This is a genomic window from Streptomyces capparidis (genome assembly GCF_054782095.1).
Genome location: NZ_BAAGTD010000022.1, coordinates 41,727 through 58,835, shown reverse-complemented (window position 1 = coordinate 58,835; position 17,109 = coordinate 41,727). Strand labels below are relative to the sequence as shown.

Below are 17,109 nucleotides of genomic sequence, written 5' to 3'. Positions count from 1 at the left end.
TCCCCGAAGCATCCGCAAGGCCGTCGTTTCCGCACCGGCCGACGTCACCTCGGCGCTCGTCGAACGCGCCCCCCGCGCGGCGCCGACCCGGCGGCGGCCCGCATGTCCGTCGAACACCGCGAAGGAGACCCGATGAAGGGCTACGTGATCCACAACTGGATACGGAGGAACGGCCTGCATCTCGGCATGGTGCCGCAGCGGGCCGCGGCCAGGAACGGCTCGGCGCTGCTCACCCTCGACCACGACCTGGACGTCCTCCCCGAGGCGGGGCGGAGCCTGACGATGGCCCAGCTCGCCGAGCACGTGGACGACCTGGCGGGACGGCTGTGGGCGGCCGGGGTCCGGCCCGGTGAGCACCTGGCGGTCTACAAGAGCGCCAACGCCGACGTGTGGGTGCTCGCCACCGCGGCGGCGCGCGTCGGGGCGATACCCGTGATGCTCTCGCCCGCCCTGGACGGCGCGACCGTCGGCGCCCTGCTCGCCCGCCTGGACCGGCCCAAGCTGCTCACCGATGTGCGCAAGCTCGACGGCGCGCTGGCCGACGTGCCGCTGGCCGACCTGGCCAAGCGGGTGATCGTCGTCGCCGGCAGCAGCCCGGACGCCGTGTCGCTGGCCGAGCTCGCCGGGGCCCCGCGGGTCAAGCCGGTGCTCCGGCCGATGGACGAGCCCTCCCTGATCACCCACACCTCCGGCACCACCGGACTGCCCAAGCTCGTGGTGCACACGCCGCGGACCCAGGGCGCCCGGCTCACCCCGCAGTGGCGGCTGCTGGCGCTGATGCGGAAGCGGGAGACCGTCGCGATCCACATCTCCTTCGTGCACTCGCGGATGTTCGCGGCGATGGCCCTGGCGCTGCTGCGGGAGATGCCCGTCCTGCTCATGAACGAGGCCGAGCCCGAAGCGGTCGCCGATCTGTTCCTCGAGCACCGGCCCGGGTTCATCGAGGCGCTGCCCAACTCGCTGATGGAGTGGGAGGGGCTGGCCGACGACCCGCGGCGGCCGTTCGCCTCGGTGAAGTACTTCAGCAGCACGTTCGACGCGATCCACCCCAGGACGATGAGCCGGCTGCTGAAGTCGTCCGAGCGGCCGGGCGCGCTGTTCTTCCAGATCTACGGGCAGAGCGAGGTCGGCCCCGCGGTCGGCCGCCCCTACTTCCGCCGGTCCGCGCACCGGGCGAACGGGCGCTGCGTCGGCTGGGCCATGCCGGGCTGCGCGAAGGTCCGCGTGGTGAGCCGGGACGGCAACCCGCCGTCCGAGGCGAACCCCGGCTTCATCGAGGTCGGCTGGGAGGGCCTGGCGAAGACCTACTTCGGCGAGCAGGACCGGTACGACGACAACCGGCACGGCGACTGGTGGCGGACCGGGGACGTCGGCTACCGCACCAGGCTCGGCTGCGTGCACATGCTCGACCGGGAGATCGACATGATCCCCGGGGTGCGCAGCATCCTGGAGGTCGAGGACCTCGTGCTGAGCAGGCTGGACGAGCTGAGCGAGCTCGTCGTGGTGCAGGGCCCCAACTCCGAGGCGGTCCCGGTGATCTGCACCAACGAGGACAAGCCGCTGGACCCCGAGCGCTGGCGGGCGGCCGCCGCCGAGTTCCCGCAGCTCGCCGACCCGGTGCAGATCCCGCAGGCCGAGCTGCCCCGGACGGCCACCCTCAAGGTGCGGCGGGTCGAGCTGTCCCGCCGGCTCCAGGAACAGCTCCAGGGGCGGGCCTGACCCCGGTGCACCGGCCCCGGACACCTCATGCGAACGGTGACGCACGCACCGGCGACCACATGCTCCTCACCCGGGACGGGCGCCGGTTCCACCCGGTGCGCCGCGGTGGTGCGGAAAACCAACTCGAAAGGGATCAGTGCAAATGACGCCAGAAGCCACGCTCGCGCGCTTCCGTGAATACATGGTGGGACCGGCGCGGTTCATGACCCTGCTGTCCTGCTTCGAGCTCGGCATCATCGACAGGCTGCGGGAGACCCCCGGCCTGACCGCGGCCCAGCTCGGCGAGGCCGTCGGAGGCAAGCCGGACGCCGTGGAGCAGCTCCTGTTCCTGCTGGTCAAGGAGGGCTTCGTCGCATACGACGAGGAGTCGGGCGCCTACACGCTCGACGCGCTCGCGGCCGTCCCCGAGGGCGACCTGAAGCGGGCGCTCACCTACATGAACATGATCAAGGTGGTGGCGCTCCGGCAGTTGTTCTACCTCACGGACAGCGTGCGGACCGGCACCCTCGTCGGTCTGAAGGAGCTCTACGGGGCCGAGGGGACCCTGTACGGCGCCGTCGCCGAGCACCAGGACCTGCGCGAGTCCTGGGCCACGCTGATGAACGCCGTCACCGCCCGCATCGACCCCTGGTTCTTCGAGAACATCGACGTCCCCTCCGGCGCCAAGGTGCTCGACGTCGCGGGCAACACCGGTCTCGGGGCGATCCACACCTACCGGATGAAGACCTCGCCCGGACTCAGGGTGACCACCTTCGACCTGCCGGAGAAGGAGCGGGAGTGCCTGGAGAACTTCAAGGCCAACGGCGTGGAGGAGCACTGCTCCTTCATCGGCGGTGACGTCTTCGAAGGCATACCCACCGGCTTCGACGTGGTGCTGATCAAGCACTTCCTGGACATGTTCGACAAGGACGACGTGTTCCGGATCCTCCAGGGCGTCAACAAGTCGCTGGAGGTGGGCGCGCAGGTCCACGTGATGGTGCCGGTGTACCCCGAGGACATCAAGGACGCCGACAACTACAACGTCGACTTCTTCCCGGCCTTCTTCATCGGCTGCACCATGGGCCAGGGCGGGCCGCAGAAGCTGTCCACCTACCGGCGCTGGATGGAGGAGTGCGGGTTCACGGTCACGAAGGCGATCGCCAAGGACCCCACCGACATCCCGCAGGACGTCATCCCCGTGCCGGCCATCCTGAGCGCGACGAAGACCGCGTGACGAACCGGGTGTGACGAACCGGGTCGGCGTTCCGGGGGTGAGGACCCGGGCGTGAGGACCCGCACCTGAGGACAGGGCCTCCTGGCAGTTCAGGTCGCTGAGGCGACCGGCTGCCGGGAGGCCCTTTTTCGCGTTCGCGGGGGTCGGCGGGGGTCGGCGGGGGCGGCGCGCGCGCCGCCCCGGCTCCGGGCGCCCGTGCCAGAATTGGGTCCGCGCACGGCGCCCGCGCCGTCGCCCCCCGCACCGGTCCGCCCCCGTGCCGTCCCGCCCCCGCACCGTCCGCCCCGTACCGATCCGCCGAGGTTCCCCGTGACCAAGCCCGCCGCCCGCGAGCCGCTGCGGCGCAACGCGCGGTCCAACCGGGCGCGCATCCTGGCCACGGCCCGCCGGGAGCTGGGGCGGAACCCGGACATCACCCTGGAGGAGCTGGCGCGGGCCGCGGGCGTGGTGCGGCGCACCCTCTTCGGCCACTTCCCCGGACGCGGGGCGCTGCTCGAGGCGCTCGCCGAGGAGGCGTCCGAGGTCCTCCGCGGCACCCTGGAGGCCGAGGCGGGGCGGAGGGAACCGGCCGAGCGGGCGCTCGCGCACTTCACGCTGGCGATGTGGCCCGTGGGGGACCGCTACCGGATGCTGCTGGCGCTGGCCCGGCACGACCTGGGCGCGGAGCGCGTGGCCGAGATCCTCTCGCCGGCCCGCGCCGAGGTCGCGGCCATCCTGGAGCGGGGGCAGCGGGACGGTGTCTTCCACACCCATCTGCCGCCCGCCGCGCTGAGCGCCGCCCTGGAGGCGATGACGGTCGCCCTGCTGGAGTCGGTCAACGCCGGGGAACTGGAGAACGACGCGACCCGGGTCGCCGTCGCCATGCTCGTCGCGGCCGGTGTGCCTCAGGCGCGGGCGCGCGCCGTGGTCGGCGAGATCGCGCCCGCGGCGCCGGCCGGGGAGCCCGCCGCCGGAGAGCCCGCCGCCGGGGACTGAGCCGCCGGGGGACTGAGCCGCCCGGGGGGAGCACGGTCCGTCTCACCCGTTCGGGCCAGAGGCGCCCGTGGCGGGGCTCGCGGGCGCGCCCGGTGGTGAGTGGTGAGCCGTACGGCGCCGAGCCGCCGCCACGGCCGGTTCCTCGACGAGCGCGGCCGGTCCCGCGACACGACCATGGACGGAGAGCCGCCCCGTCCGTCCTGCTGCGCGAAGGACCCCCGGGATATTTGCACATCATTGGGCAAGTAAATAGTCTGCTCATCAGTGGGCAATTGACTCGTCCCCCAGGAGCCTGCGATGCCCTTCCTCGCGAGCACACCCGTCGAGAAGATGGCCGGGCCCTATCCCCGGCGCTGGTGGGCCCTGCTGGTGCTCTGCCTGAGCCTGCTGATCGTGGTCATGGCCAACACGTCCCTGATCGTCGCGGCGCCCGACATGACCCGTGACCTGGGCCTGAGCAGCAGCGACCTGCAATGGGTGATCGACGGCTACACCGTCCCCTACGCCGCGCTGATGCTGGTGCTGGGCTCGTTGGGCGACAAGTACAGCCGCCGCGGCGCCCTGCTCACGGGCCTGGTGGTCTTCGCGGCCGGGGCGGTGGCGGGCAGTCTGGCCGACCGCACCGAGCTGGTCATCGCGGCCCGGGCCGTGATGGGCGTCGGCGCCGCCGTGGTCATGCCCGCCACGCTGTCGCTGCTGGTCGCGACGTTCCCGAAGGACGAGCGGGCCCGGGCCATCACGGCCTGGACCGCCACCTCCGGCCTCGCCGTCGCCGTCGGCCCGCTGGTGGCCGGCTGGCTGCTGGAGGACCACTCCTGGGGCTCCACCTTCCTGATCAACGTCCCCGTCGCGGTCGCCGCCGTCGTCGGCGCGCTGGCCCTGGTGCCGCCGTCGAAGGCGGCGGGCATGGGCCGGATCGACTACGTGGGCGGCCTGCTGTCGATCGTCTCCGTCGGCTGCCTGGTCTACGCGACCATCGAGGGCCCGCACTTCGGCTGGGGCGCCGGACCGGTCGCCGCCGCCGTGGTCGCGGGCGCGGGCCTGGCCGCCTTCGTCCGGTGGGAGCTGCGGCACCCGCACCCCATGCTGGACGTGCGCAAGTTCCGGCAGCGCCCCTTCGGCGGCTCGATGATCGCGGTGCTGTTCTTCTTCTTCGGCACCTTCGGCGCGATCTACTACGCCACGCAGTTCCTCCAGTTCGTGCTGGGCTACGGCCCGCTGGCGACCGGCGTGCGGCTGCTGCCGCTGGCCGGGGCGGTCTTCCTCGGCGCGGCGGTGACCGGCCGCCTGACCCCGCGGCTCGGCATGAAGGCGCTGGTGGTGACCGGCATGGCGATCGGCACCGCGGGCGTGCTCCTGCTCGTCCCGGTCGACAAGGGCTCGGGGTACGGCGACTTCCTGGCGCCGCTGCTGCTGCTCGGCTTCGCGATCGGCCTGAGCGTGTCCCCGGCCACGGACACCATCATGGGCTCCTTCCCCGAGTCCGAGCTGGGCGTCGGCGGCGGTGCCAACGACACCGCGCTCGAGCTCGGCGGCTCCCTCGGCATCGCGGTGCTGGGCTCGCTGCTGGGCACGGCCTACCGCGACGAGCTGGCCGACCTGGTGGGGGCCCGGCTGCCGGGCGCGGCGCTGGACGCGGCCGGGGAGTCGGTGGGCGGCGGCCTGGCGGTCGCGGAGCGGGTCGCCCGGGACCCGTCCGGCGGGCCGCAGCGGGCGCAGGCCGTGATCGACGCCGTCCACGAGGCGTTCGCCCACGGTGTGGCCAGGACCAGCCTCGTCGGCGGGATCATCATGGCCGCGGGCACGCTGATCGTCCTCGTGGTGCTGCCCGGCCGCCGGATGGCCGCGGAGCAGCGGCGGCGCGAGCCGGTGGCGGCGGGCGCGGGGCGGGGCGAGGAGTAACCCGCCCGCCCCGGGGCGGGCGGGGCGTGGCTCACCGGCGGGGCCCAGGCGCCCCGCCGGTGAGGGTCGCGTCGCGGGGTCAGACCGCCGTGCAGGCCCCGCCGTTCAGGGTGAACGAGCTCGGCGGGGCGCCCGTGCCGCCCCGGGCGACGAAGCCGAGGGTGACCGATCCGCCGGCCGGGATCGTCGAGGTGTACGAGGCGGGGGTGACGGTCACCGAGTCGCCGCTCTGCCTCGGGGTGCCGCCCCACATGTTGGTGATGGTCTGCCCGCCGGGGAAGGCGAAGACGAGAGTCCAGTCGCTGACGGGGGAGGTGCCCTTGTTGCCGATCACGATCTCGCCCTGGAAGCCGCCGGACCACTGGCCCACGACCCGATAGCGGACGGAGCAGTCGCCGCCCGGGTTGCCGTTCTGCGTGGTGACGGTGACCGTGCCGGAGCGGGCCGAGCGGTTGCCCGCCGCGTCGCGGGCGTAGACGGCGAAGGTGTGGGCGGTGCCCGGGGCGAGACCGGTCACGGTGGCGGTGGTGGTGGCCGAGGACGCCGCCGGGGTCTCGGCGGTGCCGTTGACGCGGACCACGTCGTACGCGGTGACGCCGACGTCGTCGGTGGACGCCGCCCAGCTCAGGGTGGCGGACGTGGCGGTCACCGCCCCGGCGGCCGGGGTGCCGGGCGCGGTCGGGGGCTGCCGGTCGCCGCCGGAGCCGCCGAAGACGGTGGCCTCCTCGGAGGTCTGGGCGATGCCGTTGGGGCCGTTGACGATGCGCTGGCCCCAGGAGGTGAGCCGGGCCGGGTCGAAGTCGGTGACCATGTCCAGGATCGGGTCGGTGTTGCCGCTCCAGGACCAGGCGAGGTAGCCGAGGTCGAGCTGCTCGGCGGTGGCCATCATGGCGTCCTCGTGCGGGTCGCCCCACTGGTCGGCGGGGCCGCCGAACTCGCCGATGAGGATGGGCAGCCGGGCGCTGACGAACGCGTTCAGGTAGTCGCTGATCTCCTGGGCGGTGTCGTAGACGCTGTACATGTGGATCGAGAAGATCAGGTTGCCGGTGGGGTCGGCCTGGTGGACGGTCCGCGCGTTGGCGCGCATGACCCCTTCCCAGTCCTGGCCCCAGTTGGGCGCGTCCACCATGATCGTGTGCTCGAACCCGGCGCCGCGCAGCTTCTGGACGGCAGCGACGGTGGGCGCGGTCCAGCCGGAGGGGTTGGTGTTGCCCCAGGGCTCGTTGCCGATGTTGATGATGACGTAGTTCTCCTGGCCGGCGAGCACGTCCTTCAGGCCGATCCAGTAGTCGGCCGCCTGGTCGAGCGTGGCGGCCGCGGCCTCCTCGCCGTAACCGGTGGTGTCGTGCACCTCCAGCACGCAGATCAACCGGTTCGCCTTGCACCGGGCGACGATGTCCGCCACGTCCTCGGGGCTGTTCCTCGTCCAGCGGTGGCCGTTGGAGAGCACCACGCGGACGGTGTTGGCGCCGGTGGCCTTGATGTCGGCCAGCGACTGGGTCTCGCCGGTGTACCAGGTGTGGGCGTGGTTGATGCCGCGCATGACGAAGTCGTTGCCGTTGGCCTCGAGCAGACGGCCGTCCTCGATGTGCAGGCCGGTCGCCCGCGGGGCGGCGGTGTCCTCGGCGTGCGCCACCGGGGCGAGCCCGCCGAGGCCCAGCAGGCCGACCAGCAGCCCGAGCAGGGCGGCGGCCACGCCGGCGCGGCGGCGGACGCCCGCGGCCGGGGAGCGCTCGCTCGTTGTCGTTCCGTTTCTCACTGCGGCTCCAGGTGGGGTGGTTTTGGACGAGCAGTGTGATGGGAGCGCTCCCATGAGACGCGTCGTGACCCGGACACGTCAAGATGTCGGACGGCGGCGGATGAACCGGTTCACCCGCCGTCCGCCCCGCCGCCGTCCGCACCGTCACCCGTGCCGGCCCCCCGGCGTCCCGTCCTCCCCCGCGGCGGCCGGAGCGGCGGGCGCGGCCCCGGCGGGTGCGGCCCCGGCGGGTGCGGCGGAGGGGGCGCGGTCCGCGGCGCCCGGGGCACCCTGGGCGCCCGCCGCACCCGGGAGGCCCGCCGTCCCCGGACCGCCCGCTGCCCCCGGGCCGCCCGCCGCCTGCCGCGGGCGGCGCAGCAGGGCGGCGGCGACCAGGGCGGCGAGCAGGGTGAGGGCCGCGGAGACGATCAGGCACAGGCGCAGCCCGTCGAGGAACGCCTCGCTCACCGCCCCCAGGACGCGGCCGGTGTCCGCCCCCAGGTCCATCTGCGCGGCGGCGCCGAGGCCGCCCGCGTCCGCGGCCGCGACCACCTCCTGCCGCGTCGCCTCCGGCACCCCGGCGTCGGTGAGGTGGCCGGGGAGGGTGTCCACGGCCCTGGTGGTGAGCAGCATGCCCAGGACGGCCGGGCCGAGGGCGCCGCCGACCTGCCGGAACGCGTTGTTGCCCGCCGCCGCCATCCCGGCCAGGTGGTGCGGCACGGAGGAGACGGCGGTGGCGGTCATGGGCGTGGTGACGGCGCCCATGCCCAGGCCGAGCAGCGCCAGCCGCCAGGAGACGGAGGCGAAGGAGGTGTCGGCGTCCACGCTGAGCAGCGCCAGCAGCGAGCCGGTGACCACGAGCAGACCGCCGGTGATCATGGTGCGGGGGGAGACCCGGTTCATCAGGCGCGCGACGGGCCCGCCCACCGCGATGGCCGTCGCGGTGACCATGAACAGCCGCCAGCCCGCCTCCAGGGTGTCCAGCCGCTGCACCATGCCGAAGTAGAGGCTGAGGACGAAGAAGAAGCCGATCAGCCCGAGGAAGCTGATCATCGCGACGAGGGTGGTGGCGGTGAACGCCGGGCTGCGGAACAGCGCCAGGTCCAGCATCGGGCTGTCGCTGCGCCGCTCGACGAGGACGAACGCGGCACCGCTGACGGTGGCCACGCCCAGGGCCGCCAGCACCTCGGCGCTGGTGAAGGAGTCGGCGCCGCCCTCGATGACCCCGTACACCAGCGCGGTGATCGCCAGCGCCGCGGTGACCTGACCGGGCCAGTCCAGCCTGCGGCCGTGCGGGGCCCGCGAGTCGGGCAGCAGTCGCGCGGCGAACGCCACGGCGAGCAGCGCGACGGGCAGGGGCAGCAGGTAGATCCAGCGCCAGGAGGCGTGGTCCACGATCACCCCGGCGATCAGCGGGCCGACGGCCAGCGCCGACAGCAGGGAGGTGGCCCACAGGGCGATGAACCGGCCGCGCTCCCGCGGGTCGGGCACCGCGTGGCTGATCAGCGCCAGCGTGGTGGGCAGCAGCGCCGCCGCGCCGAGCCCGGCGAGGGCCTGGCCGATGTACAGGACCTCCACCGACCCCGCGGCCAGCCCGACGGCGGCGCCCGCGGCGGAGAACAGCAGGCCCGCCTGGAAGACCGCCTTGCGCCCCCGCACGTCGCCGAAGACCCCGGCGGTGAGGATGAACGCGGCCATGGGCAGCACGAACGCGTCCTGCACCCAGGACAGCTCGGCCGTGGACGCGTCCAGCGCCTCGCCGATCGCGGGCAGGCTCACGGAGACGGTGGTGACCGGCAGATAGGCGACGAAGACGCCGAGGCAGGCCATGACGAGCGTGGCGGCCCGCCGGCCCCCCGGCCCGCTCGCCGGTGTCGTGACGTGCACGGGAACTCTCCTTCTGGCGCGGCGCGCCGCTGTCGGCCACTGCTGTGCTGCTCGCGCAGCCCCGCCCCCTCCGGGACGCGGACCCCAGCATCGGCGAGCCGCTCGACCATCACCGAAGCGGCGGCTCGAGACCGGCCAAAACCTCCATCCGGCTCCCGTTGCTGTCACACTTCCCTCATGGCGGACGAGGTGGACCGGACGATCCTCCGCGCGTTGCAGTGCGCGCCGCGGGCCCCCTTCCGGCTCATCGGCGAGGTGGCCGGGGTGTCGGAGCAGACCGCGGCCCGCCGCTACCACGCCCTGCGCCGCAACGGGGTGATGCGCGTGGTGGGCCTGGTCAACCCCGCCGTGCACGGGAAGGCCCAGTGGGTCGCCCGCATCCGCTGCCGCCCCGACCGCGTCGGCCCGCTCGCCGACGCCCTCACCCGGCGGCCCGACATCGCCTACGCCGGCCTCGCCTCCGGCGGCTCGGAGATCATCTGCACCATCCGCTCACCGGTCGAGGCCCAGGGCGACGACCTGCTGCTGCGGCAGTTGCCCAGGTCGGCCTCCGTCCTCGACATGAGCATCGACCTGCTCATCCACCCGTTCGGCAACGCCGGCACGTCCAACTGGACCGGCTACGGCGGGCACCTGACCCCCGAGCAGGCGCGGCTGCTCACCGGCGACCGGCCTCCCGCGCCCGACGGGCCCCTGACGCCCCCGACCGGCGACGACGCCCCGCTCCTCGACGCCCTCGCCGAGGACGGCCGGGCCACCCACACCCGGCTGGCCGAGCTCACCGGCTGGTCCAAGGCCCGGGTCGCCCGCAGGCTGAACGCCCTGGAGGCCGCGGGCACCCTCACCTACGACGTCGACCTGCTCCCCGAGCGCCTCGGCCACCACCTCAACGCCACCCTGTGGCTGCGCGTCGCCCCCGCCCGCCTCCAGGACGCCGGGGAGGAGCTCGCCCGGCACGACGAGGTGGCGTTCGCCGGCGCCACCACCGGCGACCACAACGTGATGGCCGTCGTCGTCTGCCGGGACGCCGCGGACTTCTACCGCTACCTCACCACCCGGGTCGCCGCCGTCCCCGGCATCGACGCCTACCGGGTCAGCATCCGGGTCCGCCGCCTCAAACAGGCCGCCTCCCTCATCTCCCACGGTCGCCTGGTCCACCCCGCCCCCGCCACCGGCCCACCCACCACCCGCCGCCTCCCGGGCCCGCCCCGACCGGCGGGCACCCCCTACTAGGGTCGAACGGGAAGCCGTGCGAGCCGATGTGCCGGAACTTCCGCACGGCGCGCTCCACCGCCTCCTCCCGGGTGCGCGGCGGGCGGGCGGCCCTCAGGCGCTCGGTCACGGCCGCGCTCCGGTGGGGCCGGCCCCGGCGGACGGCGCGGGAAGGGGAGTGCGGCGGCGCACGACGGCCCGGCCGCCCCGGGCCGGGGCGTTGGCCACGCCCCGGAAGCGCCACCGCTCGCCGGGCGCCGCGGTCGGCAGCAGGGTGACCTCGCGCAGCAGGGTGCGCAGGACGACGTCCATCTCCATGTGCGCGAAGGCCGCGCCGAGGCAGCGCCTGATGCCGCCGCCGTACGGTATCCACTGGTACAGGTCGGGTTTCGCGTCCGTGAACCGGGTCGGGTCGAACGCCCCGGCGCGGGGGAAGAGCCGCTCGTCGGCGTGGACGAGGCCGATGCTCACCAGGACCGTGCAGCCCCTGGGCAGCGTCCACGGCCCCAGGCGCAGCCGCTCGGCCGTGACCCGGCGGCCCACGATGTCCACGACCGGCCGGGTGCGTTGCACCTCCCGGATCACCGCCTCGCGCAGCGCCGTGCCGCCGCGGTCCGCCTCGGCGGCGAGGTCGCGCAGCACGGCGGGGTGGCGGCGCAGCCGCTCCACGGCCCAGGCCAGCGTCGTCGCCGTGGTCTCGTGCCCGGCGGCGAGCAGGGTGAGCAGATGGTCGGCGACCTCGGCGCGGCTCATCGGCGAGCCGTCGTCGTAGCGGCTCTGGAGGAGCAGCGCGAGCACGTCGTCGCGCCCGTCCAGGTCCCCGGACCCCTGGGCCGCGTCGATGAGCCGCGCCACGGCGGCGTCGTAGTCGCGGCGCATCGCGCGGAACCGCTCCCAGGGGCTCCACCGCCCCCGGGCGAGCCGCGGGAAGGGCAGCACGGCCAGCCGGGAGCCGAGCCCGACCAGCGGCGGCAGCAGCGCGCGCAACCGGGCGGACTGCTCGCCCCGCGCCCCGAACACCGCGCGCAGGATGACGTCGAGCGTGACCCGCATCATCGACGGCAGCGTCGCGAACGGGCGCCCCTGCGGCCACGTCGCCAGCTCGCGTGCGGTCTCCTCCTCGACGATCCGCTCGTATGCGGCGAGCCTGCGGCCGTGGAACGGCGGGACGAGCAGCCTGCGCCGCCTGCGGTGCTCCTCGCCGTCGAGCGCGAACAGCGAGGCGGGGCCGAGCACCCGGCCGAGGTTCGGTTCGAGGTTGTCGGCGACGTCGGTGCCGGCCTGGAAGAGCTGCCGTATCTGCTCGGGGGCGCTGATGACGACGGCGCGGCCGAACACCGGCACGTTCACGGTGAACGCGTCGCCGTAGTGCTCGCGCAGTCGCGGCAGGCCGTGCCAGGGGACGGCGAGAGCGTAGGCGCCCTGCGCCCAGCGCGGGGTCCTCGGGCCTGGGGGAAGCGTCACGGTCGTCATGGATCGGTGCCCTCCCGGCGTGGTACGTGGGCGTACCAACCGAACGGTACGCTGGCGTACCACGGTGTCAAGGGCCCCGCGGGGACGGAGGTGTAGCGTGACGACGGTGACGACTGCCCGACGTGTGCGCCCCGCCGGCGAGGCGGCCGCGGCCGGCCCCGGTGACCCGGCCGGCTTCCGCCGCCGGCTGCTCGACGGCCTGGCCGCGTCGATCGTGGAGGACGGCTACCGCGCCACCACGGTCGCCGGCATCGTGCGCCGGGCCCGCACCTCGCGCCGCACCTTCTACGAGCACTTCTCCGGCAAGGACGCGTGTTTCGTCGCGCTGCTCACCGAGACCAACGAGGAGATGGTGCGGCGGATCGAGCGCGCCGTCGATCCGCAGGCGCCCTGGCGGACGCAGGTCCGGCAGGCGATCGAGGCGTGGATCGGGTGCGCGCAGGCCCAGCCCGCGCTCACCCTGAGCTGGATCCGGGACGTGCCGGCGCTCGGGGACCCGGCGCGCGACCTCCAGCGCGAGGCGCAGGAGGCCTTCGTCACCATGATCCTGAGGCTGTGCGACACCGACGAGTGGACGTCCGTGGGCGTCGGCCCGGTGTCCAGGCAGTTGGCGATCATGCTGCTGGGCGGGCTGCGGGAGCTGATCGCCACCACCGTGGAGGACGGCGGCCGGGTCGGCGACATCACCGAGGTCGCGGTCCGGGCCTCCATCGCCCTGCTGGGCCCGCCCGGCGGGGCGCGCTGACCGCCGGCCCCCGCAGCAGGGCGCCTGCCGCCGCGGGCGGTCGGCTCAGCGGGCGGTCCGCTCAGCGCCCGTCGCGCGCGGCGGCCTCGATGCCGTCGAGGAGGGTGCGCAGCCCGAACTCGTGCGCCTCGGCGGCGGCCTCCTCGGCGCTGGGCAGCAGCCCGCCCTCCTGCCAGGCGCGGGTGATGGCGGGGTAGCGGGCGGGGTCGAACACGTCCTCCCAGAAGGACTGCCGCGCCGCCCACCAGTCCGCCTCCGACTGGCCGCCGGCCCGCTGTGCCGCCGCGAACTGCGCGCCCACGGCCGCCGCCGAGTCCACGAAGGTGACGATCGCCCCCGCCGCGGCCGCGGCCGCGCGGGCGCTCAGCCCGGTGCCGGCCAGGGTCGCGAGCAGGTACTCCTGCCGGGCCATCAGGCCGGGCCCGAGGGGAGGCCGCACGGTGGAGACCTCCCGCAGCCATGGGTGGCGCCGGTGCATGGCGGCGGTCCGCCGGGCGTACAGCGCGATCCGCTCCCGCCACCCGTCCGGGCCCGCCTCCGCGCCGAGCGGCAGCGCGGGCTCCGCCCACACCGCGTCCACCATCAGGTCGATGAGCTCGGCCTTGCCGGGGACGTGGGTGTACAGCGTCATGGTGCCCACGCCCAGCTCGTCGGCGACCTTCTCCATCGTCATGGTGTCGAGCCCGGCCCGGTCGGCGACGGCGACGGCCGCGGCGACGACCTGGTCCACGGTGACCCGCGGCGGGCGCCCGCGCGCGGGCCTGCGGGGGCCGTGCCCGCGCCACAGCAGCCGCAGGGTCCGGTCGGGGTCGCCCTCCCCGCTGCTCTCGCGCGCCATGGTCCGGTCCGTTCCTCCGTTCGGGTGGTGCCGCCCGGTTTCCCGTATAGGCTACGGTAAAGCAGATCCCGTACGTCATACGGAAAAGATGCGGAAGAACGAGCGGGCCGCCACCCCGGGCGGACGGGACGACCCGGGCGGACGGGCGGCCCGGGCGGAGGAGTGCGCATGCGAATCCTGGTGACCGGCGCGACCGGGAACGTCGGCCGGGAGGTGACCCGGCTACTGATCGACGCGGGCGTGGACGTGCGCGCCCTGACCCGCGACCCGGGGAGCGCCCGCCTGCCCGGGGCCGCCGAGGTCGTCGCGGGCGACCTGCGGCGGCCCGCCACGCTCCGGGACGCGCTGGCGGGCGTGGAGCGGATGTACCTCTTCCCCGTCGCCGAGACCGCCCGCGAGGTGGCCGCCATGGCCGCTGAGGCCGGGGTGCGGCGCGTCGTGGTGCTGTCCTCGGGCGCGGTGACCGGCGGCCACGACACCACGGTCCACCTGCCGGTGGAGCGGGCCGTGGAGGAGTCGGGCCTGGAGTGGACCCATGTGCGGCCCGGCGAGTTCGCGGTGAACAAGGTGGAGCTGTGGGGGCCGTCCATCCGGGCGGAGCGGGTGGTGCGCGATCCGTACCCGGAGTCCGGGTGGTACCCGGTGCACGAGCGGGACGTCGCCGACGTGGCGGTCGCCGCCCTGCTCGAGGACGGCCACACCGGGGCGGCCCACACCCTCAACGGACCCGAGCTGATCAGCCTGCGCGACCAGGCCCGCGCCATCGCCGCGGCCATCGGGGAGGAGATCCGCTTCGAGCGGGTCACCCCCGAGGAGGCGCGGGAGCTGTACCGGCGGCAGGGCGGCTTCGCCGCGGCCGCCGCGGACTTCCTGCTCGGCTTCACCGACTACGAGGGCAACCCCGCGGACCCGCACGCCGCCGCGGAGTTCGACGCCTCCGCGCTGGGGCCGCAGCCCACCGCCGAGCAGGTCACCGGCCGCCCGGCCCGCACCTTCGCCGAGTGGGCCCGCGACCACGCCGACGACTTCCGCTGACCGCCCGGCGGGCCGGGGCGGGGACGGCCCCCCGGCCCGGCCCGCCCCGGCCCCGCGGGCGGGGTCACGCCGCGGCGCCGCCGTCGATCACCAGGTCGGCGCCGACGACCGCGCCCGCCGCGTCGGACGCCAGGTACAGCACGGCGGCGGCCACCTCGTCCGCGCCGGTCACCCGGCCCAGCGGGTTGGTCTCCCGCATCCGCGCCGCGCGCTGCTCCTCGGTCTCGCCCGGCAGCAGCGACATGGTGCTGTCGGACGCGCCGGGGCTCACCGCGTTGATCCGCACGCCCTGCCCGATGTGGTCCAGGGCGGCGGCCCGGGTCAGGGCGGCCACGGCGGCCTTGGTGGTGAGGTAGGCGCCGAGGTTCGGGATCCGCAGGTGGGCGCCGAGGTTGGAGGAGACGTTGACGATGGCGCCGCCCCCGTTCTCCCGCATGTGGGCGATCTCGTGCCTCATGGCCAGCCACACGCCGGTGACGTTGGTGTCGAGCAGCGCCTGCCAGTCGTCCTCGGACACGTCGCCGACCGGGCCGAGGCCGCGCAGGATCCCGGCGTTGTTGACCGCGACGTGCAGGCCGCCGAAGGTCTCGACGGTCCGCCGGACGAGCGCGGCCACGTCGTCGGCGCGCGAGGTGTCGGCGACGACGGCGGCCGCCTTGCCGCCGTCCGCCTCGATCAGCCCGACGGTCTCCTCCAGGGTCCGCCCGGTGCGGCCGGAGACGACGACATGGGCGCCCTCGGCGGCGAACGCCCGCGCGATGCCGCGGCCGAGGCCGGTGCCGCCGCCGGTGACGAGGACGGTCCTGCCGGTGAAGCGGGGGGTGGTGTGCATGGTGGGTCGCTCCCTGGATGGTCGTGGTGTGCCGGGCCCGGTCGGTTCCGGGCCCGCTTACGGGACGGTGGTCGTGGGGGCGGCGGCCGGGCGCGCCGCCGGGCGGGGGCCGCGTGGGCCGCGGGGCGGCCGGGCCCCGGCCGCCAGGGCGGTCAGCGCCGCGGTGGCCGCGAAGCAGGCCCCGGCCGCGGTGAGCGCGGCGGCGGGCCCGCCGAGGGACAGCAGGATCGCCAGGCCCACGGTGGGGCCGGCCTCCATGGCGGTGTTCATCACCCCGCCGGCCAGGCCCGCCTGACGGGCCGGTACCCCTTCGACGGCGAGGACGGCGGACCCGGCGAAGGCGAGCGCCGCGCCCGCCGGGAGCAGCAGGAGCCCCGCCGCGGGCCCCGGCAGGTACCGGTCGCCGTCGAAGGCGGCGAGGGTGAGCATCCCGGCCGCGCCCGCGGCCAGGCCCGCCGCCAGCACCGCCCGGGCGCCGAAGCGGGCGATCAGCGGGCCCGCGGCGCGTCCGGCGGCGAGCAGGACGGCGGTGTAGGGGACGAACGCGGCCGAGGTGCGCAGCGGCGACCAGCCGCGCTCCTGCTGGAAGCCGAGCGGCAGCAGGAAGAAGACCAGGGCCGTGCCCGCCGCGGTCAGCGCCACCGCCGCCGTGCCGAGCGCGCGGGACGGGTGGCGCAGGAACGCCGGCGGCAGCAGCGGCTCACGGGTCCGGCGCTCCAGCAGGACGAACGCCGCGAGCAGGGCCGCCCCCGACAGCAGCGGCACCAGGGCGGAACCGGCGCCCCAGCCGTGGGCGTCGGTGGCGATCAGGCCGTAGCCGGTCAGCGTCACCCCGGCGGTGGCCAGCGCCGCTCCGGGCAGGTCGAGGGTGGGCACCCGGGTGCGCTCCGGGTCCGCGGGCAGCCACCGGGGCGCGCAGGCCAGGGCGGCGGCCGACACGGCCACGGGCACGGCGAAGATCCAGCGCCAGGAGGTGTACGTGGAGACCACCCCGGACAGCAGGCTGCCGCCGGTCGCGCCGAGCACGGAGAGGCCGCCCCAGGTCGCCATGGCCCTGGCGTGGGCGGCGGGCCCCGGGAGCAGCACCCGGAGCACGGCCATGGCGGCGGGCGCGGTCAGGGCCGCCGCGGCGCCCTGGGCGAACCGCAGCCCGGTCAGGGCGGCGAAGGTGGGGGCGAGCGGGACGGCCGCGGAGGCCACCGCGAACAGGGCCAGGCCCGCGGTGAACATCCGCCGCCCCCCGTACCGGTCGGCGAGCCTGCCGCCGAGCAGCAGCAGCCCGGCGAACGGCAGCCCGTAGGCGGAGGTGAGCAGCACCAGCCCGGAGTGGTCGAGCCCGAACTCCTCGCCGATGCGCGGCAGCGGCACGGAGATGGCGGCCAGGGTGAGGATCAGGGTCACCTGGACGGCGGCGAGGACGGCGAAGCCGGGACCGGTGGAGGGGACGGGGCGAGGGCCGTCACCCCTCCTTTTATTTGACCGATCGTTCTCGAATGCGGGCATGCGTGACTCTTCCTCGGGCTGAGGGCGCGGGCGCGGG

Annotated in this window: 13 protein-coding genes; 7 read left to right on the top strand and 6 right to left on the bottom strand. The window is 75.2% G+C overall.

What is annotated here, in order from left to right; all coding sequences use genetic code 11:
• The first annotated feature begins 132 nt into the window (after nt 1-132).
• The 4 genes from ACYVO2_RS19130 (at nt 133) to ACYVO2_RS19115 (ending at nt 5,809) form a co-directional block, all read left to right on the top strand.
• Complete coding sequence (locus ACYVO2_RS19130) at nt 133-1,719, top strand: class I adenylate-forming enzyme family protein (RefSeq protein ID WP_461009084.1); 1,587 nt, start codon at nt 133-135, stop codon at nt 1,717-1,719.
• A 142-nt stretch (nt 1,720-1,861) separates the two neighbouring features.
• Entirely contained in the window at nt 1,862-2,932 is a 1,071-nt protein-coding gene (locus ACYVO2_RS19125) for a methyltransferase (RefSeq protein WP_461009083.1), read from the top strand.
• Between the two features lie 309 nt (nt 2,933-3,241).
• A complete protein-coding gene (locus ACYVO2_RS19120; protein WP_461009082.1) occupies nt 3,242-3,907 on the top strand; it encodes a TetR/AcrR family transcriptional regulator in 666 nt (221 codons plus the stop codon).
• Nucleotides 3,908-4,204: 297 nt separating this feature from the next.
• Nucleotides 4,205-5,809 carry an MFS transporter gene (locus ACYVO2_RS19115; protein WP_461009081.1) on the top strand — a complete coding sequence of 535 codons (1,605 nt, stop codon included), beginning with the start codon at nt 4,205-4,207 and terminating at the stop codon, nt 5,807-5,809.
• Between the two features lie 79 nt (nt 5,810-5,888).
• Here ACYVO2_RS19115 and ACYVO2_RS19110 read toward each other — a convergent pair whose 3' ends face one another.
• Nucleotides 5,889-7,568, bottom strand: coding sequence for a cellulase family glycosylhydrolase (locus ACYVO2_RS19110; RefSeq protein ID WP_461009080.1), 1,680 nt, complete (start codon nt 7,566-7,568; stop codon nt 5,889-5,891).
• Nucleotides 7,569-7,712: 144 nt separating this feature from the next.
• Nucleotides 7,713-9,434 carry an MFS transporter gene (locus ACYVO2_RS19105; protein WP_461009079.1) on the bottom strand — a complete coding sequence of 574 codons (1,722 nt, stop codon included), beginning with the start codon at nt 9,432-9,434 and terminating at the stop codon, nt 7,713-7,715.
• 177 nt (nt 9,435-9,611) lie between these two features.
• Between ACYVO2_RS19105 and ACYVO2_RS19100 the strand changes: the two genes are divergently transcribed.
• Nucleotides 9,612-10,667, top strand: a complete 1,056-nt coding sequence (locus tag ACYVO2_RS19100) for an Lrp/AsnC family transcriptional regulator (protein WP_461009078.1) — start codon at nt 9,612-9,614, stop codon at nt 10,665-10,667.
• Nucleotides 10,668-10,772: 105 nt separating this feature from the next.
• On the opposite strand, the gene ACYVO2_RS19095 is transcribed toward ACYVO2_RS19100, so the two are convergent.
• Nucleotides 10,773-12,119 carry a cytochrome P450 gene (locus ACYVO2_RS19095; protein WP_461009077.1) on the bottom strand — a complete coding sequence of 449 codons (1,347 nt, stop codon included), beginning with the start codon at nt 12,117-12,119 and terminating at the stop codon, nt 10,773-10,775.
• Nucleotides 12,120-12,225: 106 nt separating this feature from the next.
• Here ACYVO2_RS19095 and ACYVO2_RS19090 point away from each other — a divergent pair, with 106 nt between their 5' ends.
• Complete coding sequence (locus tag ACYVO2_RS19090) at nt 12,226-12,864, top strand: TetR/AcrR family transcriptional regulator (RefSeq protein ID WP_461009076.1); 639 nt, start codon at nt 12,226-12,228, stop codon at nt 12,862-12,864.
• Between the two features lie 61 nt (nt 12,865-12,925).
• On the opposite strand, the gene ACYVO2_RS19085 is transcribed toward ACYVO2_RS19090, so the two are convergent.
• Nucleotides 12,926-13,702 (bottom strand): TetR/AcrR family transcriptional regulator, encoded by a 777-nt coding sequence (locus ACYVO2_RS19085; RefSeq protein ID WP_461009075.1) that lies wholly within the window; start codon nt 13,700-13,702, stop codon nt 12,926-12,928.
• Between the two features lie 168 nt (nt 13,703-13,870).
• Here ACYVO2_RS19085 and ACYVO2_RS19080 point away from each other — a divergent pair, with 168 nt between their 5' ends.
• Nucleotides 13,871-14,737, top strand: coding sequence for an SDR family oxidoreductase (locus ACYVO2_RS19080; protein ID WP_461009074.1), 867 nt, complete (start codon nt 13,871-13,873; stop codon nt 14,735-14,737).
• 64 nt (nt 14,738-14,801) lie between these two features.
• Here the strand turns inward: ACYVO2_RS19080 and ACYVO2_RS19075 are convergent, their stop codons facing one another.
• On the bottom strand, nt 14,802-15,569 hold the full coding sequence (locus ACYVO2_RS19075; protein ID WP_461009073.1) for an SDR family NAD(P)-dependent oxidoreductase: 768 nt from the start codon (nt 15,567-15,569) through the stop codon (nt 14,802-14,804).
• A gap of 57 nt (nt 15,570-15,626) precedes the next feature.
• Nucleotides 15,627-17,072, bottom strand: a complete 1,446-nt coding sequence (locus ACYVO2_RS19070) for an MFS transporter (protein ID WP_461009072.1) — start codon at nt 17,070-17,072, stop codon at nt 15,627-15,629.
• Nucleotides 17,073-17,109: the final 37 nt, after the last annotated feature.

Excerpts from the sequence above, each read along its gene's own strand:
- ACYVO2_RS19130 (WP_461009084.1), top strand. The coding sequence starts at position 133 with ATGAAGGGCTACGTGATCCACAACTGGATACGGAGGAACGGCCTGCAT.
- ACYVO2_RS19125 (WP_461009083.1), top strand. The coding sequence starts at position 1,862 with ATGACGCCAGAAGCCACGCTCGCGCGCTTCCGTGAATACATGGTGGGA.
- ACYVO2_RS19095 (WP_461009077.1), bottom strand. The coding sequence starts at position 12,119 with ATGACGACCGTGACGCTTCCCCCAGGCCCGAGGACCCCGCGCTGGGCG.
- ACYVO2_RS19085 (WP_461009075.1), bottom strand. The coding sequence starts at position 13,702 with ATGGCGCGCGAGAGCAGCGGGGAGGGCGACCCCGACCGGACCCTGCGG.
- ACYVO2_RS19070 (WP_461009072.1), bottom strand. The coding sequence starts at position 17,072 with ATGCCCGCATTCGAGAACGATCGGTCAAATAAAAGGAGGGGTGACGGC.
- ACYVO2_RS19075 (WP_461009073.1), bottom strand. The coding sequence starts at position 15,569 with ATGCACACCACCCCCCGCTTCACCGGCAGGACCGTCCTCGTCACCGGC.
- ACYVO2_RS19115 (WP_461009081.1), top strand. The coding sequence starts at position 4,205 with ATGCCCTTCCTCGCGAGCACACCCGTCGAGAAGATGGCCGGGCCCTAT.
- ACYVO2_RS19080 (WP_461009074.1), top strand. The coding sequence starts at position 13,871 with ATGCGAATCCTGGTGACCGGCGCGACCGGGAACGTCGGCCGGGAGGTG.
- ACYVO2_RS19100 (WP_461009078.1), top strand. The coding sequence starts at position 9,612 with ATGGCGGACGAGGTGGACCGGACGATCCTCCGCGCGTTGCAGTGCGCG.